This is a genomic window from Cyanobium sp. ATX-6F1, from assembly GCF_047395825.1.
In the GTDB taxonomy this organism is placed as follows: domain Bacteria; phylum Cyanobacteriota; class Cyanobacteriia; order PCC-6307; family Cyanobiaceae; genus ATX-6F1.
Genome location: NZ_JBCEBF010000001.1, coordinates 1,173,371 through 1,190,531, shown reverse-complemented (window position 1 = coordinate 1,190,531; position 17,161 = coordinate 1,173,371). Strand labels below are relative to the sequence as shown.

Sequence of the window (17,161 nt, the reverse complement as noted above, 5' to 3'; positions counted from 1 at the left end):
CTGCTCACGACCCACGTAACCAACCCGATCCCGCTGCACCTCCTGGAACCATCCAGGGCAGCCCCTGGAATGGCGCATGAATTCTTGCCATGCCCGATGCCGGTTTCGAACCAGCGACATCCTGCTTGTAAGGCATACCTAACCTGCCCAAAAACCTTGCTGTGACTGGGTTTATTAATCTCCGCTAGCAGAAATAGCGTAATTTTTAGCGTAATTTTGCTGCTGCAAGCGGTTGCCTACTGACACGATGTCGCAGGTCGTTCTGTCGACGGCTACCCCCCGACTGTTGGCCATGTCCAAGGCTGGATGGCGTGGGAGACCACACCACCCACCTATCAACGTCTGAAAACGTCCCTGGAGCAGGCGCCGGCTTCAGTTGTTGCCGGTTGAGCCGATGACCTGGTTGAGCTGAATGCCGAGGTAGGTGGCTTCGTGGTTGAGGGCGAGCTTCATGTCGTTGTTGCCGGCGGCAGCAGCGGCGGCGTAACGGACGCGCAAGGAGTCCCGGAGAGCTTGTTCACGGGCGGGGCTGGTGGTGGCTTTGGCCATTGGGAATGCTCGGTAAAATGCGGACGGATGATCCGCCACTGGACCGTAGTCAGGTTTGAAGTCACCAAATGCCGAGCTGTCTGTAGCTGATTACACCGAAATGTGCCGCGGGACACAGTCCTTGCCACGCCGGCCTTAGGGGGCTGCCTTGGCCGGCGGCTCAGCCGAAAACCCCGTTACAACCTGTTACAATGGGTGTGTAACAACTCGTTGCAGCCATGACTGATTCCACTGCCCGCTTTGGTTTCGTAGCTTTCGCTGAAACCTGGAATGGCCGCCTGGCCATGCTCGGCTTCGTGATCGGCCTGGGCACCGAACTGCTCACCGGCCAAGGCATCCTCTCCCAGATCGGTCTCGGTTGAACCTGATGTCAACTGATTACTCAGCGGCCATCACCGGCCTGATCACGGTTGTCGTGATGCTCACGGGCATGGTGACCTACGTGGTTTCACGTCCCTCTGATCTACCAGCCAGCTCCCGTTGATCCCAACGCTTGCTGGCTGGTTCACCCTGCTGTGCGGGGGATCCACTACCGGTACGAAACCAAGCAACCCCTGGGCTTCTACCCAGGGGTTTTTGCTGCAACCGCTCCACGGACGTGATCCCCAGCAGTGGTCCTTTCCTAGGGGAGCGGATGGTTCGTCAGTGCCCACGGCGGTACGTCGTCAGCCTCGTCATTGACCTACCGTTCCACCTCTAGCCAGTGCAAGGGATGTGAACCCTGGGTGACTCACCGAGCCGAGGGGATCAGAAAATCCACAGGGTTTTCTTTTTGCAGTAGCCCGCCCCAATGTTCATCCATCCCGAGTCACAGGGCTTTCCATAGGTCGGCTTCACCTGGTAGTAGATGGGTGAATTGCAATGCTGCTTCAGGTCATTCACATACCCCAGTGGACATTGGTCGTTGCCCGGGAGTTTGGGAATCCGCTTCTGAGCCCATGCTGTGTCAGGGATCAGCAGTGGAAGGCCCAGGAGCACAGTGGCCAGACTGAGGAGTAGCTTCTGCACTGGGTGGGTGAGCAAGTGCTCAAACCCTAGGGAATTTCCTCAGTAGCACCGCTTTCCAGTCAAGCGGCGGCCCCAACCACCATCAGCTTTTTCGGGTTCATGCCCTGTAACACCTGGGTCGGAAGGATTCGCTGACACCGATCAAGTACAAAGCAGTTGGAATAGGTACTGGTGCCCTCCGGACCATCCGGTACGTTGTGGGTTACAACGATCGACTCTCCAATGGCACTCACCGGACCTGATCTGCTCGCCAAAGTCAAAGAGCTCGGTGACGTGAGCAAGTCTGATCTCGTCAGGGCAGCGGGCTACGTCTCGACCAAGAAAGACGGGTCCGAGCGGCTGAACTTCACGGCGTTCTATGAAGCTCTCCTGGAAGCCAAGGGGGTGTCTCTGGGCACCAATGGTGGTGGTTCCGTGGGCAAAGGTGGCCGCAAGCTGAGCTACGTGGCCACCGTGCAAGGCAACGGCAATCTCCTGATCGGCAAGGCTTACACCGCACTGCTGGGCTTGGAGGCTGGGGACGAGTTTGAAATCAAACTCGGCCGCAAGCAGATTCGACTGGTCCCCGTGGGTTCCACTGACGAAGAGGATTGATCGGCCAGGTGGCTTGACGAAAGACACACCACTAAGCGGGTAGGTCAGTCCAGTTGCACGTGCTGGCCTACCCGTTCGGGGAAGCAGGGTGCCGCCGCTTGCCTGTCCTTTGCACACGGCTGGTGTGGGTACTGTCGAGCAGCAGCAAAGGTGGGGTGAATCAGCCAAGCTGATGAAACCCGCGGAAACGATGCCCTTGCCTGCCTGGTTGGTGATCCTGGCTGTAATGGGTGCTGTTTTCTGGGCCCTGCGGCTGTCGCGGGTGGATGCTGATTGGTATCTGCGTCTGCATCGGCCTGCTTGGCTGAGCTTCGAGCGTTGGATCCCCTTGATCTGGCTTGGGATCTATGCCTGCTGGTACGCGTCAGCATTGCTGTGCTGGGAGGCCAGTCGGAGTTGGGGGTTGATGGTTGGGTATGCGGGATTACTGCTGGTTCTGGTGGGACGCACGTGGCTGATCGGCTATACCCGGCGGCTCTTGTGCGGTGTGGTTCTAGGTGTTGTGGGGTGGGTGCTGGCGGTGACGCTGGTGGATGCGGTTGGAATAGATGCAGCGGTGTCTGGCTGGTTGCTGTTCCCCTACCTCCTGTGGAGTCCGGTTGAAACAGTGGTGTACTGGCAGATGCGCGGACTCAACAGTTGAGCGGGTCATATTCAGTCGCAACCTTGCAGCAGCCGAGGAGGAACTACGAGCTTTTAGGGGCGGAAGTGACGGTGTAGCTTGTGCTGAACGTGTTGCACTTGCCATGGCATTGACCGGTACGGAGCTCCTGGCCAAGATCAAAGAACTGGGAGAGGCCAGCAAGTCGGTCCTGGTCAGGGCCACTGGGTACGTCACTGCCAAGAAAAACGGCACCGAACGCTTGAACTACACCGCGTTCTACGAAGCACTGCTGGCCGCCAAGGGCACGAGCTTTGGTGACAAGGCCGGCCAACTGGCAAGCAAGGCTGGTCGGAACCTTTCTTATGCCACCAAAGTCCAGTTCAACGGCAACCTCATGGTGGGTAAGGCCTACACGTCACTCCTCGACCTGAAGCCTGGGGACGAGTTTGAAATCAAGCTGGGCAAGAAGCAGATCCGCCTGGTGCCTTTGGGTGCCACCGACGAGGAGGAGTGAGCTCACAAGACTGAAGCTACATTATTTGTGAGCTCAGGTTGATTGCATCAAGGACGATTCCTTCCAATCGGCAACCGCATGGCTTAACGCTTCCCTGTTGGCCTCGAATTGGGCGGGCCTGCCTGTGTTGGCGCCTGATGGATGGGGAAAGCCCTGCAAGATCGTGGCATGCAGTTGGCGGTCACGCAGGGCGTAGTTGACGAACCGTTCAACAGCAATCCCCAGGGGCACAATCAACAACCCGGCAGGCAGCGAGGCAAGTTCTTCTGTTAGCAGCGTGTCCAGCATGGTCTGAAAGAAACCAATGCTGAGTGCGTCTGGCTGATGCCCCCCGTAGTTCTTCCACTCCCTGCTCTTGTGGCAAAACACGGGGTAACGCAACGCGGATGTTGCATGCACGCGGGGATCAGGCTTCCCGAGAATGTCACCGGTGGTCTGGATGTTGAACGCCTTGTTGACCCCGAGCTGATCAAGCATCTTGACTAGATTTGTCCGCATCGACCCAACAAAAGCTGCCTGTGAGTGGGCTTGTTTGCAAGCTGTGCTGTAGTCCAAACCTTCCGCGAGTGCCTGCTTGGCAACGGAATAAGCGGTCTGTGCCTGTGTCCAGCCAGGAGTGATGCCTACAAGTGCAATCCTGGCGCTGCTGTTGATGTGGTCAAACGGCGCCCACACTGCCTTTAAGTTCTTGTCCTGGTAGAGAACAAACTCAGGTCGAATTGAACCTGGGCTGCACGGCACGCCATCAGCGAGCTGGTGGTATAGGTCGACGGTATCAATGGTGCCAAGGTTGCTGGTAGCGGTATAGCGAATCAACATCCCTCCCAAGCCTCCCGCATCTGTCCAACCTCACCTAAGGGGCATGTCACCATGACTGACTCAAAGCTCCACCCAATCATTTCGCGTTCTTTTGGATCTGTCGCGGATTCGTACAGCTTCCGCAACCGTCTGGCCGTTTCGGTGTGGGGTAGCTGAAGCGCGAATTGCTGCTGGGCATGGGCGAACGTGCTCAAGACCTCGACTCCTGAGCTACGCAGTCGGGGTTGTCTCGATTGTGCTTGATAAAGGCCTGACATAGCTCGTACATCTGGTGCGGAGTCATGTCGTGCTTGGCATCATTCATCCCCCACCCGCAGATCACAAAGTCTGGCTCGGCATTGGCAATGCGGTGGTCGATCGTGGGTAGCAGATTGAAATCCCGCTTGTAGGCACTACGGCCTTTCTTCGATTCCGTGTTGTCGTAAGTCCCGATCAGGTTCCAGTGAAGTCTTTCGCCAGTCCAATGATCGACACCGTTAGATTTGACAACAGCCTTATGGATGGCTTGAACATACTCAGCACGAGTGGACTTGCTACCACGCTTCTTGTCACGCCTGTGCAGAGCAGCGGCCTTGCGGAACAGCCACTTAGTGTAGACGGCTTGGTTTGTCTGTTCAAGCAGCCATGGGGGCGCATTCATGCGGTGCGGTCCTCCAGCTTGCACCGCAGGACCTCCCAATTGTTCTCATAATTGTTTTCATCGTTGTAGAACCAGAAATTGCGGATAGCGGTGTCCGTTCGAGTTGTCCGCCTATCCTCTGGCCCAGCGGCAATCCATTCACGATGCTCTCGAGAGCATTGCTCCGCGACCACCTCACTGGGCACCAAAAAAAGCGGGGTAGGGTGCCGACTTCACCCAGATGGACGAAACAGTAGACGAGATTCGGGGCTCCGATCTGCTCAGCTCTGCTGGAAAGAGTCCAACACCACCAGAGGCGCTTGGTGGGAGCCCGCATGGCGTCGGATGCGGTTTTGACCTCCACCTTAAGCATGTGGCCTGTCTCCTGATCAACAACGAGGATGTCCATCCCCTTCGTGTTACCAAGAGTGGGATGGGCACTGTATCCACGCTGGAGTAGCTGAGCTAGGACATGGAACTCTCCTGCCATGCCGACCTCATTGAGTGTCCCCTTCTTTGAAGTCGTCATTTCAGGAGCTCGGTGGGCAAGTGCTTATGAACATACAACCAGGACGAAGCTGCCATCAGCGACAACAAGTCTTCAGCGGTGCATGTGAGGAGGATCATGACATCACTTTAGCGGTTTCTATCAGCACCACTCAGGCGTCAGCACCGCCTGGGCAGCTACTTCTTCAGAACCACAATTGACCGCAGAACTCGTTCGAACTCTGCCTGGCCAAGTGACTTGCAGTCGGGCTTTCCATAACCAGGCGTAAGCAGCAGAGGATTGCCCACCACTGGAATGAAAGCAGCGAAATTGTTGGCACCCGCTGGGCTAGGGGATTCGGTGTAGATCTTGATCCTCCCAAACGCGGTTGCTACCTGTCCAACCTGCTGCAGGCCACGAGGACCTGACTGGCTAGAGGCCACGGTAAAGCAAGTTTGGCTGTTATTGCGGTAGTCGATGTTGTAACCCGAGTCGTCGTCACCATTGGCGTACTTGCCTGTCTCAGCGTCAACCCGAGTCACACGAAAACTAACGGGTGTATCAACCGGGACCACCACTGGTATTGGTAAACGGATGAGCTGCTGGACTTGCTTGGTGGTCAGCAGGTTGACTGTTTCCTTGGCATGGCCATGCAAGGGGAGGCCACCAATGCAAAAGCCATCAGTAAGAGGAAGGCGTAGTTCTTCACTGGCCTGCGGCTAGCTGTTCCATGGTGCCATCACCATTGCGTGCTGGCAGAGATTGCGGGTGGCCCAGCTGGTCAAGAAGCACAACCAACAGGACCACTGGAGGTGCTTGCTGTGTCGTAGTTGGGGTTTCTGGATTCCCCTGCTCCCCTATTCCCCTTTTACCAAAGGCAGTCTGCACGGCCCCGCAGGTCAGTCGTAGCAAACGGAGCCAGGGGTGGGTAACCAGGCGGCCAACTGGGGAAACAGGGGAAACAGGGGAGTCTCTACAAACCGCTGCCGGGGGTGGGCTCAGGTGAAAGCTGACGCCACTGGGTCAAACGAAAAGTGCTGGCCCGTGGTTTCTTTGGTGAGGTAATCCACCGAGAAAGCAGCAGTCGGGTGTTCGAGCACCCCGACCAGGTCTGCTGCAGTACAAGCAGCGGTACCGCCAGCAATGCCACGCACGTGAATCCCCCGCCAGGACAGGCATTTGGCTCGGGCCGGCAGGTGGTGGTTGAGATCCCTGGTGAGTGACCCCGCGGTGTGGTCCGTGCCGGGTGGGTGGGGCAGCAGCAGATGTGAGTGGTACTGGGTACGCAAGGACCCGAGCTCGTGGAACACCAGCACCAACGGCTGGGGTGGGTGACCGGCGGCACGGTTGCGGCTGGCGAGCCGCCGCAAGTGGCGGGGAGTGGGCACGTGGTAATACCGGGCCAACAGGAGATTCCTGAGGTGTGTGGCGTCCTGGGAGACCGCGTCGTAGTCGTTTCTACGGCGGGTGTAGTAGTTGTACGCGGGTGTTTGTTGCCAGGTGCTGGCAGCGGGGTTGGAGCCCCAATTGGCGTCAGCGGGTGACCGGTAATGCAGGGTGACGAGGTACCGAGGTTGGTACCCGTCGACCAAGTACGACTGCAGGTAGTCCCTGGTGGCCTGGCGTTGCGGGCTGGTGTTGGTCTGGTGGAAGCGGTACGACACGGGGGGACAGGGGACAGGGACGCACGGGGCGTGGTGGTGGTTGGTGGTGGGTTGGGAAGTGGGAAAAAAGGAAAAAAGAAAAACGAGCAGGTAAAAAGATGCGGTGGTGGTGGGTGTGGTGGGTAGTGGTAGCAGTGGAGTAGTGAGTGGTGGGTGGAGTGAGTGGAATGAATTGGTAATGGAGTATTGATCTGGGTCCTGCTCTCAGGCACAGCAAAGCAATCACCACTGACGCGGCTCGCGTGTGCCTGCAGCCCGACCAGTGATGTTCTGCACTCCAGGCAGAGATCAGTGTGGGTCAGGTGTTGTGGGTATGGCTGTGGTTGGAAGGTTGTGGTGGCTGAGAGAGTTATGGGCTACGTCGTTGGGTGGTTGCGGTTCGGCGGGAGGTATGTGTTTTGGTAGCTGGCGTCGTGCGGGTTGGTGGTGTCGGTGTTGTCAGTGCTGGTGGTGTGACCTGTGGAGGTCCACTCAAACAGTGTAAGCACAAAGTGTATAGAATGGCAAGGGGTGATGGTTAGTGGGGCTTAGAAATGTTGCGGCTAAAGGGGTTAGCGGCTGAGCAGGCATTTCCCGCGGGGGCTAGTTCCCAGCCCGGAACGATTGTCCCCGTTGGTTGCTGGGGAAACAGGCCATGTGTTGTGGGTTCGACTCCTGACTTTCAAGATTTTTTGCCCCCTGAAAAGGGGGTCATTTTGTGGTTTCTGACCACCCACCCCCTTTGGGAATGACTTAATCCCCCGCTGCCCTGGAGTCACGGCAGCTGACACCCAGCAGGGGAACGGGTGGCTCGAAAACCATGCCCTGTCCCATTGATCTACTAACCATGACGACCACACGCGCCACACAATTGCTCCGGCGGCTGCCAACGCACGCACCGCCGCCACTAACGGACGAACAACAGGCCGTTGTGGACGCCAACGGTGACCTCCGGGTGCTGGCTTTTGCCGGCACCGGCAAGACCACGGTGCTGCAGGCGTATGCCCTGGCCCGCCCCGCAAAGCGGATGTTGTACCTGGCCTTCAACCGCTCGATTGCAGCTGCGGCTGGCAGCAAATTCCCGGCCAACGTGTCTTGCTCAACGATCCATGCCCTTGCTTTCAAGGCTGTCGGTCGGCGGTACCAGCACAAGCTGCGGGGTGCTGTCCGACCAGACGAGGCCGCCAAGGCACTGGGACTCAACCCCCAAGAACCAGGTGAACTCGGGCAAGCCGCACTGGCACTCAAGCTGCTGGTGCAATGGCACTGCTCGGCTGCAGAGGAGTTCGTTGCCTTTGCTGCTCAGCACCAGACCCGGCAAAACGCCGTGGCCCTAGCGGCTGCGGAGCGGCTGTGGCGGTTGCAGCTGGATTCCGGTCACGGGCTGCCGATGACTCACGAGGGGTACTTAAAGGTCTACCAATTGACCCGTCCCCAACTGCCGTACGACACGATCCTGTTCGACGAAGCCCAGGATTCCAATCCGGTGACGTTGGCCGTCGTGCTGGGGCAACCCGCCACGAAAGTCTTCGTGGGAGACCCGCACCAGTCGATCTACAGCTTCCGGTACGCCACTAACGCCATGGCTGACGCCGGTCTCGGGCAACTGCTGCACCTCACCGAAAGCTTCCGCTTTGGGGCTGGAATTGCAGCTGACGCCAACCGGTTGCTGTCGGTCAAGCGGGAGACCCGTGAGCTGGTCGGGGGACGGCGTGGTGCACCCACGGGCACGACGGCGTTCTTGGCCCGTGGGAACGCTGCGGTGTACACCCACGCTGTTGAACTCGTCACCCAGCACAAACGCATCCATTTCGTAGGCGGGATCAGCGGTTACCGGTTGGATCTGCTGCTGGAGGTCTGCTGCCTACGGGTTGGAGCCACTGCTGACGTGAAGGATCCGTTTTTGCGCGGGTTCCAGAGCTACGCGGCACTGGAGGCCTACGCACACGAACAGGACTCCCGTGATCTCCTGGCCTGGTTAGGTCTGCTCGAACGGCACCGTAATTGGCGGGAAATCCCCGGGGAGATCCACCAACTGCAGACCCTGGCAGTCGACACCGCTGCTGCTGCTGACGTTGCCGTGGCCACGGCCCACAAATCCAAAGGGTTGGAATTCGGCCGGGTGGAACTGGCAGACGATTTTCCTGCAGTGGTCTTCGTGCCTGAGCCTGCATCGTCGGTGCGTGCAACTGACTACCCAGCTTGTTGGGACTACGGCCCGACTCTGTCCCCCCAGCTTTGGGGACCAACAGGATTCCGTGGGGCCCTGGTGTTGCCGGTTGAGGAGCTCAATCTGCGGTACGTGGCTCTCACCCGTGCCGAGCACACCTGTGTGGCCCCGCAGTGGGGTGATCCAATGTTTGCTGACTTGGCGGCCTTTACGGCGGCCTACCCGGACTACGTCCAGCTGGAGCGTGCCCCAGTGCCTCCGAAGGTGACGGCAAGACCCGTGCGGCTGCCGGTGGATACCCACGGTGCAGCTGCTGGTGCGGTAGTGACCGCTGACCATGCTGGTGCTGCTGTGCAGGCTGTTGGCCCCACTGCTGCGGTTGCTGCTGGTGGTGTTGAGGCAACCAGTCGGCAATGGGTACTAGGTGTACTGGATGCCGACCTCGTCCGAGCCGTGGTCAACCACTACGACTACCGCTACCCCGCGTTGGATTGGGGTTGGCTCCTGACAGAACTGTCGACGCTACGGCTGGTGTCTGTGGAACCCGTAGCTGCGGTGGAAGCCTTCTTGGCTGAACACCAGCTCGGTTCGACGGGGTACCTGGTGCTGCGGTACCTCCTCGACGTGGGGCTGGTGCAACACGTTGGGGATTGACGTCCGCCAGGGCTTGAGCTGGGCACGGGAGGTGCTACCGGCCGCTTGAAGCCGTAGGGGAACACTTGCAGGGGGAGGCGTCCCAGCCGCGAGTGATCCAGAAAGAAGAGGGGGAGAGAGAGTGAATCGTCAGGGTTCCCGCCGCACGCGGGCACACGTCACCAGAAACGCTGACGTACGTCGTGGTAGTAACGCCCAACCCTTCCATCAAGCCGAGGCCCACTAGGAATGCTCCTGCCCTGTCATGGGCTTAGGGGACATTCTTGATTCCGGGTCAACCCCAACGAACGTCGGTGGTAACCAGACTCTCACGACCAACAGGCCTGCCATCGTGGCCAAGAACAAGCACACCGCCAACGTCTGGTGCCAGTCGGTTTCAAGTACTCCACGCACGATCACCTCCCGCAGCACTGACACGATTGCAACTTCAACCGACACCGTGATCGAGACCCTTTGCTCCTGGAGGTAAATGATCAGCAACCGGAACAATTCCACCAAGATCAGAATGAACAAAATGTCGGCAGTGATCCCGTGGAATTCAGCGGTTGTGAGCAGCTCGGTAAAGATCACTTTCATCTCCAACACCATTACGCAGAACAGCCCCACGCAGAGTGCTACGGCAATCAGGTCCTGCACGGCCTCGAGGGTCTGAACAATCTGAGTTCGCCGGAACTGCTGGTACCAGGGCACTCTCTGGTTGCCAGGAGATGACGTAGCGGCTGCTGGCTGGCCGTCTGGGTTATGGGCAGGAAAAGTAAAGGTTGTGGTGTCTTGCATGTCGACCCCGAAGCTGAGGCACAGCCTATTGAAAGGCTGAAAGGTCGAACCAAATATGAGGAACTCAGCATTGCCCTTGGTGTTGAAGAACACGGCAAATCCTGGAGGCCGTGGCATCAGGGAAAGAATGAGCTATCGAATTGATCAACGCAATGTCGTGCAGTTTGCTGCCTCTTCTTGCTTGATTTCGGACTGGAGCATTACTTAGGGAGCTAACGTCTGATGGGGCTTGATCTGATCATGCAAAGTGCTGCCAGATGGTTGATGCGTTAGGCCCGACTGTTGTTTGAGGCGTTCGAGCTCCGTTTGGTGAGAGAATGAGCGAGAGAGAAAGGAGAAGTCGATCCGAGCGGCGGACCCGTTGCAGATTGAGCGGAAAGTTGCCTTCGGCGCAGAAGACGAATTCTTGAAACCCCATGGAGTTTGGTCTGCACAGTGGCTTGATGACAGCTGAGAGCCTCACCCATCCTGTGCTCTGGGCAAGGACGTCAGTTTCAGTGACTGGTTGCAGCCCTCCAGCAAACTGGTGGTTGGGCTGAGCTGAAGCCATGGACCACGATCATGCTCCCAAGGCCAGGGATACCCCACAGCGGTGGGGGCTGACTGCCGGCTTGCTGGCCGCCTTGCTCTTTGGCATCAGTGCTCCCTTGATCAGCGTAATCAGCAGTGCTGCCTCCCCACTGATGATTGCGGCACTGCTTTACGCCGGAGCCTCGTTCGGGCTGCTGGTGGTGCGTGGGTTTGTACGCCATCAACAGGAAGAATCACCGGTTCAGCGGAGTGACCTTCCCATGCTCCTTGGGCTCACTGTTTGTGGAGGGATGATTGGTCCACTTTGCTTGGTCCAGGGCCTCACCCTGCTGTCTGCGGGATCTGCCTCGCTGCTGCTGAACCTGGAAGCAGTGTTCACGTTGCTGATTGCCGTGCTGATTGGTCGTGAACACCTCAGCCGCAGGGGGCTGATTGCTGCCGTTCTGATCCTCACCGGTGCTGTGCTGCTCACCGACGGCTCCTTGAACAGTGCAAACCTTCTCGGCACCCTGTTGATCGGCGGTGCCTGCCTGGCTTGGGGGATCGACAACAACCTCAGCCAACGCCTCAGCCTGCGCAACCCCATCCAGGTTGCCCTGTTGAAAGCCATTGGGGCGTCAGCTCCGATGCTGATTCTGGCCCTCGGTGCGGGTCAGCCACTGCCAGCGTGGAACTCGTTGCTGGCAGTGCTGGCCATTGGCGCGGTGGGGTACGGCTTCTCAATTTGGCTGGATCTGATAGCCCTACGCCACCTGGGTGCAGCTCGGGAATCCGTGGTGTTTGCAACGGCTCCGTTCGTGGGATTGCTGTTCTCCGTGTTGGTGCTGGGTGAAGCTTTCACCCTTGGCTTGACCATGGCTGCAGTCTTGATGCTGCTCGGTGTGGCCGTGCTGCTGAAGGAAGACCATGCCCACTGGCACCGGCACGCTGAGTTCTGGCATGCCCACCGTCACAGGCACGATCCGGCTGCCGGAGACCCGCACCACAGCCACGACCACCCTGCCGATAACCCGTCAGCTGGTAATCCTGAGCGGGCGTACTGGCATGCCCATGAGCATCAACACGCACCGATTGAGCATGAGCACCCCCACGTCAGTGATGTGCATCACCGTCACGGCCATGGCGGTTGAGCATCGTCAATACAGACGAAAGGCAGGCTTTGTCGGGCCTAAGGCATCATTTCAGGCATTGCACTGGGCCTGGGCGGGTCAGTTGCCCAATGGCCGTCATTGGCTCTGGACAGATTCCAGAGGTGCCCCTGGCCGTCAAGGTGCAGGGCCACGCGTTGAATGGTTTCCTGCTGCTGGAGGGACCGCCAAACAGCGGCTGCTTCCTGGTGGTCTGCAACGTGAACGCGGATCATGGTCTTGCAGGTGGTAGTGGTGATCAGCCCAATTTCACGCTGGAGACCTCAACCGGTCTTGAAGGGAAATGTGCGAGCGTTTTAATGCCTACGGCGCGGGCCCGGGTCCGCATGACCAGGTAGGCCTCGGCCCGACAAGCAGCTGATCTGATCTGCCCTGAAGACTTGGCTGGCCAGCAGGACTGATCGGCCTGGGGCCACACCGACGGCTCTTGGTGGACACGACCCCACACCTCCCATGGTCCACCGGCACCCCACCAGCTGGCAGTTGCCAGGGTGGGGACAACGTCCGGCAAGGGCTACGCGGTGTGCCGGGCGGCACCCTGGCCTGAGACGTTGTAGCCGGTGGGGGGAACGGTGTTCTTGCCGTGCCCCCAATGGAGCCGACCACTACACCGACCACGATCCTGACCACCTTGCTGGCCCACGCACTGGCCTGCGGGTGGTTTGCCGTTGCTACTACCCACCGCTTCACAGTCCAGGCCCACCGCTGGTACCTGGCCACCAAGGCTCAACCATCCCCAGGTGCACCCCAGCTCGACGCTGTCATTGATGCCTGGGCTACTGCCGCCGCTGCCGGTGACTGGTCAGAGCCAGACCCTGCAGACGTCCCGTCCCTGATTGGTTCCGGTTGGGATTCCTGGTCCTGCGGTGACCACTGGCTGGACGAGCAGCAAATCGACGAGCTCCCCGACGACCTGCCGTTGGATTGGGCTACTTGAGCTCTGCCGCAGGTGCCTGGTGCCACCCGGCACTGGGCACCACACGCTGCCAGCTGCCCTGGTCACTGCTACCACCGGTAGCCGTCAGCTGGTTGACGTCAACCCTAGTGGCCTGTGTTGACCACCTAGTGGCCCTGGCTGGTAGCCGCCATGGTGATCCAACCCAGTGGCCTCCTTGCTGGAGGGAGCTTTGACAAGAGGAGTGGCTGAGATCAGGGAAGAGACAAAAGCTGCCAATTCACCAGGTCCGAATGCACCTACCATGGCAACCAGTCCACATCAGATAAAGATGATGCCACGATCAGGATTCAATTGTCTGTCCCTTTCCATTGCAGGCGTCATGCTTGGGTTTCTTCTGACACCGCAAGGGGCAAGAGCTCAGTCGTTACCTTTTAAGCCCTCACCGCAGGGCTACGCCAGCTATCTGAATGACGTTCAATGGAGCAGTGGCTCCAAGATCGTTTTCACAGGCTTGAACTCCTGCCAGGACACTGGACCACGCTACCGCTGCCTAGATGGCAAGGCCACGATCACAAGCCCCTCAGGCCAGGTCAAAGTATGTACCTTGGCGCTTGTGGCATACACGAAAGCCACTGACAGCCCTACCTATGCCGTTCGTAGCTGTACAACTCGTTAACGTCTTACGCCGGTAGCCGTCCACTGGTGTTGGTTGTCACCGTGGTTGGTACGGACTACGCATCGGCGTCACACCACCCCGATTTTAGCCAGACCGCACATTTGTTTCTGGGCACGAATGGCGTGCGGTCTGGCTGATGGGGTGGCGTTCTCCACCGCTGCTCCGTGGCCGTACCAACCCTGTACCAACGTCTCCAGCACCAGCTGCGTCTCCTGCGGTGGCGTGTTGACCTGTGGTTCCTGTGCCGTGAATACGAAGCGGAATGCCGGCAGCGGCAGCGGTGAACCCGCACCACAACCTGCTCCCCCCCCCGACAGCTCCCCCCTACGGGGGGGGATTGCTACGGGGTGGGTTCGGGGGGGTGCAGCTCAGGTTGCACGGTGCTGCTGGCCTGCCAGTGCTGCCCCCCGAGCAGTTGCAGGGACCAGCACCTGGGACCCAAGATCAAACGACTACGGATGTCCCCTGTGGCCACTGATCCAGACACGGTCACCTACATCTGTGAGCAAGTGAACCTCCCCGGTGAGCTGACGCAGCGGAAGATGTTTGGGGAATACGCCTTGTACCTGGCGGGGAAAGTAGTGGCTTTGGTCTGTGACAACGATCTGTACGTGAAACCCACCGCAGCAGGCCGGCAGATCCTTGGTACCCCAGTTGAGCTACCGCCATACCCAGGGGCTAAGCCGTACTTCCGGGTGCGGGATGAGATTGAAACCCCCGCGGCACTCCAGCAGCTGCTGGTGGCTACTGCCCAGGAGCTACCGCTGCCAAAACCGAAGACCAAGCTGCAAACCAAGTTGAGCTAACGGCCCCGGACCAGCGGTAGCCACCAGAGCCGTCCGTCGATCGAGCCCCGGGCGGACTCAAGAAGCGGTGGCTGCTGGCTCAACGGCTCGTAGCCACCAGGCTGCTGCTCACGGTGGTGGGGGGTCGTCAGCCCCGTAGGCCACGGGTGGGTGCTCGGCCCTCTACACCCTGCAGCCCGCACGCCACTGGTTTGTTTTCTAGTCGGTGGTAGCTCACCACTGCCGTCAAGGGCAAGCGTTGTGCTGGCAGCACCCTGGACGGCAGCGGTTGTCGGGCTGCAGGCGGGTAAGGGTCCTACACAGACCCACCCATGGCACGCTCAGTTGCCTCCCAATCCCCCCAACGGCACCGTGACCAATTGGTGCTCGACCACCTGGCCCTCGCTGACACGATCGGCGGTTGTTTCCACCGCCAGTACAGCGGCCTGATCGAACGGGATGATGCTCAGCAGGTGGCCCGCCTGGAGCTCGTCCGCGCCGTCAGCCGTCTTGACGCTGCACACGACAATCCTGTCCCGTACCTGCGGCACTGCATCCAGGGGGCTTTGAGCCACTACCTCCGGGATCGTTCCCGTCTGGTCCGGGTATCCCGGCGTCAGCACGAGCTCGGTACCCACGCCTACGGCCACACCAGCCTCGATGCACCGTTGGGTGGGCAGCCCACCATGTTGCTCGATCAACTGGCGGCACCTGACACGGCACCCACCGACCCGCAGCTCGCTGCCACGCTCGACACCCTGGTGGACCAACTGCCCGCTGCGCAAGCTGCCAGCCTGCGTCTGACCGTGCTGGAAGGCTTGTCCCTCCGTCAGGCAGCGGCGCAGCTGGGCCTCAGCCCCATGACGGTCTGCCGGGCCCGTAAAAAGGCCCTGGCCACGCTGCGGGAACAGGTCACGGCCTGACGGCCGACGGGCCAGCCTTCCAACGGCTGGCCCTTCACTGCAGCTGCCAGCTCGGAAGTCGTTGGTCTGTGAACGCTCCTGCCAAGCAAAACGCCGCAGCATGAGCTGTTAAGAGCGGCACTGCCTGCAGGCTGGTGCTGGTTGTGTTCAAGCCGACCAACCAGCTGATCTAGCTTGACTTTCCTGGTCGCAACAACAGGTGTGACTGAACCGGACCCTCGTGTTGCCCGTTGCGCGGAGTTGCGGCACCGAATGGGGGAGATCTCCCGAGAGATTCAAGCTCCGGGCACCCCACCGGAACGCATGGCTGATCTGGTGGCTCGCATTGAGCACCTTCACAAGATCATCCTGGCCCTCTCCCAGGAGCTGACAAGCCACTGAGCTACAGGCCAACCTTTGGACGAAACGCGGCATGTTGTTCTTGGTTCAGGCGCATCACACACAGCTCACCCAAGGTGAGTAGCAGCTTGAACCTGCGGCAGCCTGAAGATAAATATCCTGATCGGAACGAAAGAAGTCAACGTGACACTCCTAAAGCTGAACGGTTATCGATAGAAAAGGAGGTGATGATGCTGCAACACAAGGTCTCGGTTCAGAGCTTTCGGTTGAGGTGCTTGCCAGAAAGCACCATGCATTTGATTGAGATCCTTCAGAGAGCTGATTTAGCATCCAAGCAAGTGATCGACTTCCGTGGCTGAATCCCCGCAACCGGACCAGGAACCGAAGCTTGGGCTATGGGGTCTCCTTGGTAGATCAAGCCAAACATCGTCACGGCATACGCCCGACAAGCGGAAGATCATGGCAAGGGCACACCTCATCAGCAGGATCCACCCCTGGCAAACGGAGTCAGAAAACCAACAGCAAGCTGAGCAAGAGCTTTCGAACCCCTCATGTCTTGCGCCGCTGACGGCACTGTGGCGGTGGTCGGGGCTAGGTGAGAAGTCAGGCAGGGGAGGGTTGGATGCGGTGGCTTCCATCTCCGTTCCAGTGGTGATTGCAGCAGGAGGACTTCTTTTTAATCACGTCAGTGAGGTTCGTCAGCGAGATATTGCAACAGAGGAGAGAAAAGATACTGTCCTGAGAGAATACACATCAGAGATGAAGACCATACTTCTAGACGCCAGAGTTTCCCAGCAGGCTAGGCAGGAAGGAACAGAGGCAAATTCAATTGCGCGTGCTCTGACACTGACGGCCTTGACCCAACTCTCTGGCCATAGTCCACTTGGTCCCCAGCGCAGAAGCATGGTGTTTCAGTTTCTCCGAGAAGTTAAGTTCCCAGTGCTTGCTGGTGCTGACCTCACCGGATTTGATCTTGCAGGTGCCAACCTCAGCAGGACCAGTTTTGTTGGAACCAAGTTCACCAACGCTGATCTACAGGGGGCAGACCTCACCGGGACAGACCTCAGAGGGAGCGAGTTCGCTGGGGCCGATCTCAGTAAAACCAACTTGCTCTGGGCTGACCTCAGCGGTGCCGATCTCAAGGGTGCCCAATTCAGTCGGACAACCTGCCCCAACGGAAGCGTAACGAATGTGGGCTGTGGGCTGAGAAAGTGAGCTCAATGGCACACGCCGGGGACACCAGAGCCTGCCAGCCTTGCCGGCTGGCCCTTCACCGCAGCTGCCACCACCGGGGGTAGGTTCGAGGCTGGGCAGCAACGGTCGGAGAGCAGGAGAACCATTGGTGTGGCTGGGTTTCCACCCTTAGCTGGTCAGGCCAGCGCAATTAGACTTGCTTCTAGGGAAGCAACTGGTTCTTTACCCC

At 59.1% G+C, this 17,161-nt stretch carries 17 protein-coding genes; 10 read left to right on the top strand and 7 right to left on the bottom strand.

Features of this window, described 5'->3' with window-relative positions; all coding sequences use genetic code 11:
* Positions 1 to 372 precede the first annotated feature (372 nt).
* Positions 373 to 549 (bottom strand): hypothetical protein, encoded by a 177-nt coding sequence (locus AAF143_RS07040; protein ID WP_255007802.1) that lies wholly within the window; start codon positions 547 to 549, stop codon positions 373 to 375.
* A gap of 218 nt (positions 550 to 767) precedes the next feature.
* Between AAF143_RS07040 and AAF143_RS07035 the strand changes: the two genes are divergently transcribed.
* Complete coding sequence (locus AAF143_RS07035) at positions 768 to 911, top strand: chlorophyll a/b-binding protein (RefSeq protein ID WP_255007801.1); 144 nt, start codon at positions 768 to 770, stop codon at positions 909 to 911.
* Positions 912 to 1,296: 385 nt separating this feature from the next.
* On the opposite strand, the gene AAF143_RS07030 is transcribed toward AAF143_RS07035, so the two are convergent.
* Positions 1,297 to 1,557 (bottom strand): hypothetical protein, encoded by a 261-nt coding sequence (locus tag AAF143_RS07030; protein WP_255008197.1) that lies wholly within the window; start codon positions 1,555 to 1,557, stop codon positions 1,297 to 1,299.
* Between the two features lie 222 nt (positions 1,558 to 1,779).
* Here AAF143_RS07030 and AAF143_RS07025 point away from each other — a divergent pair, with 222 nt between their 5' ends.
* From AAF143_RS07025 to AAF143_RS07015, 3 genes are all read left to right on the top strand, one after another.
* Complete coding sequence (locus tag AAF143_RS07025; protein ID WP_255007800.1) at positions 1,780 to 2,151, top strand: AbrB family transcriptional regulator; 372 nt, start codon at positions 1,780 to 1,782, stop codon at positions 2,149 to 2,151.
* 172 nt (positions 2,152 to 2,323) lie between these two features.
* Positions 2,324 to 2,794, top strand: a complete 471-nt coding sequence (locus AAF143_RS07020; protein ID WP_255007799.1) for a tryptophan-rich sensory protein — start codon at positions 2,324 to 2,326, stop codon at positions 2,792 to 2,794.
* A 103-nt stretch (positions 2,795 to 2,897) separates the two neighbouring features.
* Complete coding sequence (locus AAF143_RS07015) at positions 2,898 to 3,269, top strand: AbrB family transcriptional regulator (protein ID WP_255007798.1); 372 nt, start codon at positions 2,898 to 2,900, stop codon at positions 3,267 to 3,269.
* Positions 3,270 to 3,302: 33 nt separating this feature from the next.
* Here AAF143_RS07015 and AAF143_RS07010 read toward each other — a convergent pair whose 3' ends face one another.
* The 4 genes from AAF143_RS07010 to AAF143_RS06995 form a co-directional block, all read right to left on the bottom strand.
* On the bottom strand, positions 3,303 to 4,088 hold the full coding sequence (locus AAF143_RS07010) for a hypothetical protein (protein WP_255007797.1): 786 nt from the start codon (positions 4,086 to 4,088) through the stop codon (positions 3,303 to 3,305).
* Between the two features lie 190 nt (positions 4,089 to 4,278).
* On the bottom strand, positions 4,279 to 4,728 hold the full coding sequence (locus tag AAF143_RS07005) for a hypothetical protein (protein ID WP_255007795.1): 450 nt from the start codon (positions 4,726 to 4,728) through the stop codon (positions 4,279 to 4,281).
* A gap of 663 nt (positions 4,729 to 5,391) precedes the next feature.
* Complete coding sequence (locus AAF143_RS07000; RefSeq protein WP_414026690.1) at positions 5,392 to 5,850, bottom strand: hypothetical protein; 459 nt, start codon at positions 5,848 to 5,850, stop codon at positions 5,392 to 5,394.
* A gap of 342 nt (positions 5,851 to 6,192) precedes the next feature.
* Positions 6,193 to 6,858, bottom strand: coding sequence for a hypothetical protein (locus AAF143_RS06995; protein WP_255007791.1), 666 nt, complete (start codon positions 6,856 to 6,858; stop codon positions 6,193 to 6,195).
* A gap of 826 nt (positions 6,859 to 7,684) precedes the next feature.
* Here AAF143_RS06995 and AAF143_RS06990 point away from each other — a divergent pair.
* Complete coding sequence (locus AAF143_RS06990; RefSeq protein WP_255007789.1) at positions 7,685 to 9,661, top strand: UvrD-helicase domain-containing protein; 1,977 nt, start codon at positions 7,685 to 7,687, stop codon at positions 9,659 to 9,661.
* 222 nt (positions 9,662 to 9,883) lie between these two features.
* Here the strand turns inward: AAF143_RS06990 and AAF143_RS06985 are convergent, their stop codons facing one another.
* Complete coding sequence (locus AAF143_RS06985) at positions 9,884 to 10,438, bottom strand: phosphate-starvation-inducible PsiE family protein (protein ID WP_261358906.1); 555 nt, start codon at positions 10,436 to 10,438, stop codon at positions 9,884 to 9,886.
* 548 nt (positions 10,439 to 10,986) lie between these two features.
* On the opposite strand from AAF143_RS06985, the gene AAF143_RS06980 reads away from it, so the two are divergent.
* From AAF143_RS06980 to AAF143_RS06960, 5 genes are all read left to right on the top strand, one after another.
* Positions 10,987 to 12,099 carry a DMT family transporter gene (locus tag AAF143_RS06980; protein ID WP_255007788.1) on the top strand — a complete coding sequence of 371 codons (1,113 nt, stop codon included), beginning with the start codon at positions 10,987 to 10,989 and terminating at the stop codon, positions 12,097 to 12,099.
* A gap of 122 nt (positions 12,100 to 12,221) precedes the next feature.
* Positions 12,222 to 12,455: a hypothetical protein gene (locus tag AAF143_RS06975; RefSeq protein WP_255007786.1), complete on the top strand. Its 234-nt coding sequence runs from the start codon at positions 12,222 to 12,224 to the stop codon at positions 12,453 to 12,455.
* A gap of 1,703 nt (positions 12,456 to 14,158) precedes the next feature.
* Complete coding sequence (locus AAF143_RS06970) at positions 14,159 to 14,497, top strand: TfoX/Sxy family protein (RefSeq protein WP_255007784.1); 339 nt, start codon at positions 14,159 to 14,161, stop codon at positions 14,495 to 14,497.
* Positions 14,498 to 14,808: 311 nt separating this feature from the next.
* Entirely contained in the window at positions 14,809 to 15,399 is a 591-nt protein-coding gene (locus AAF143_RS06965) for a sigma-70 family RNA polymerase sigma factor (RefSeq protein WP_255007782.1), read from the top strand.
* A gap of 966 nt (positions 15,400 to 16,365) precedes the next feature.
* Entirely contained in the window at positions 16,366 to 16,953 is a 588-nt protein-coding gene (locus AAF143_RS06960) for a pentapeptide repeat-containing protein (protein WP_255007775.1), read from the top strand.
* Positions 16,954 to 17,161 lie beyond the last annotated feature (208 nt).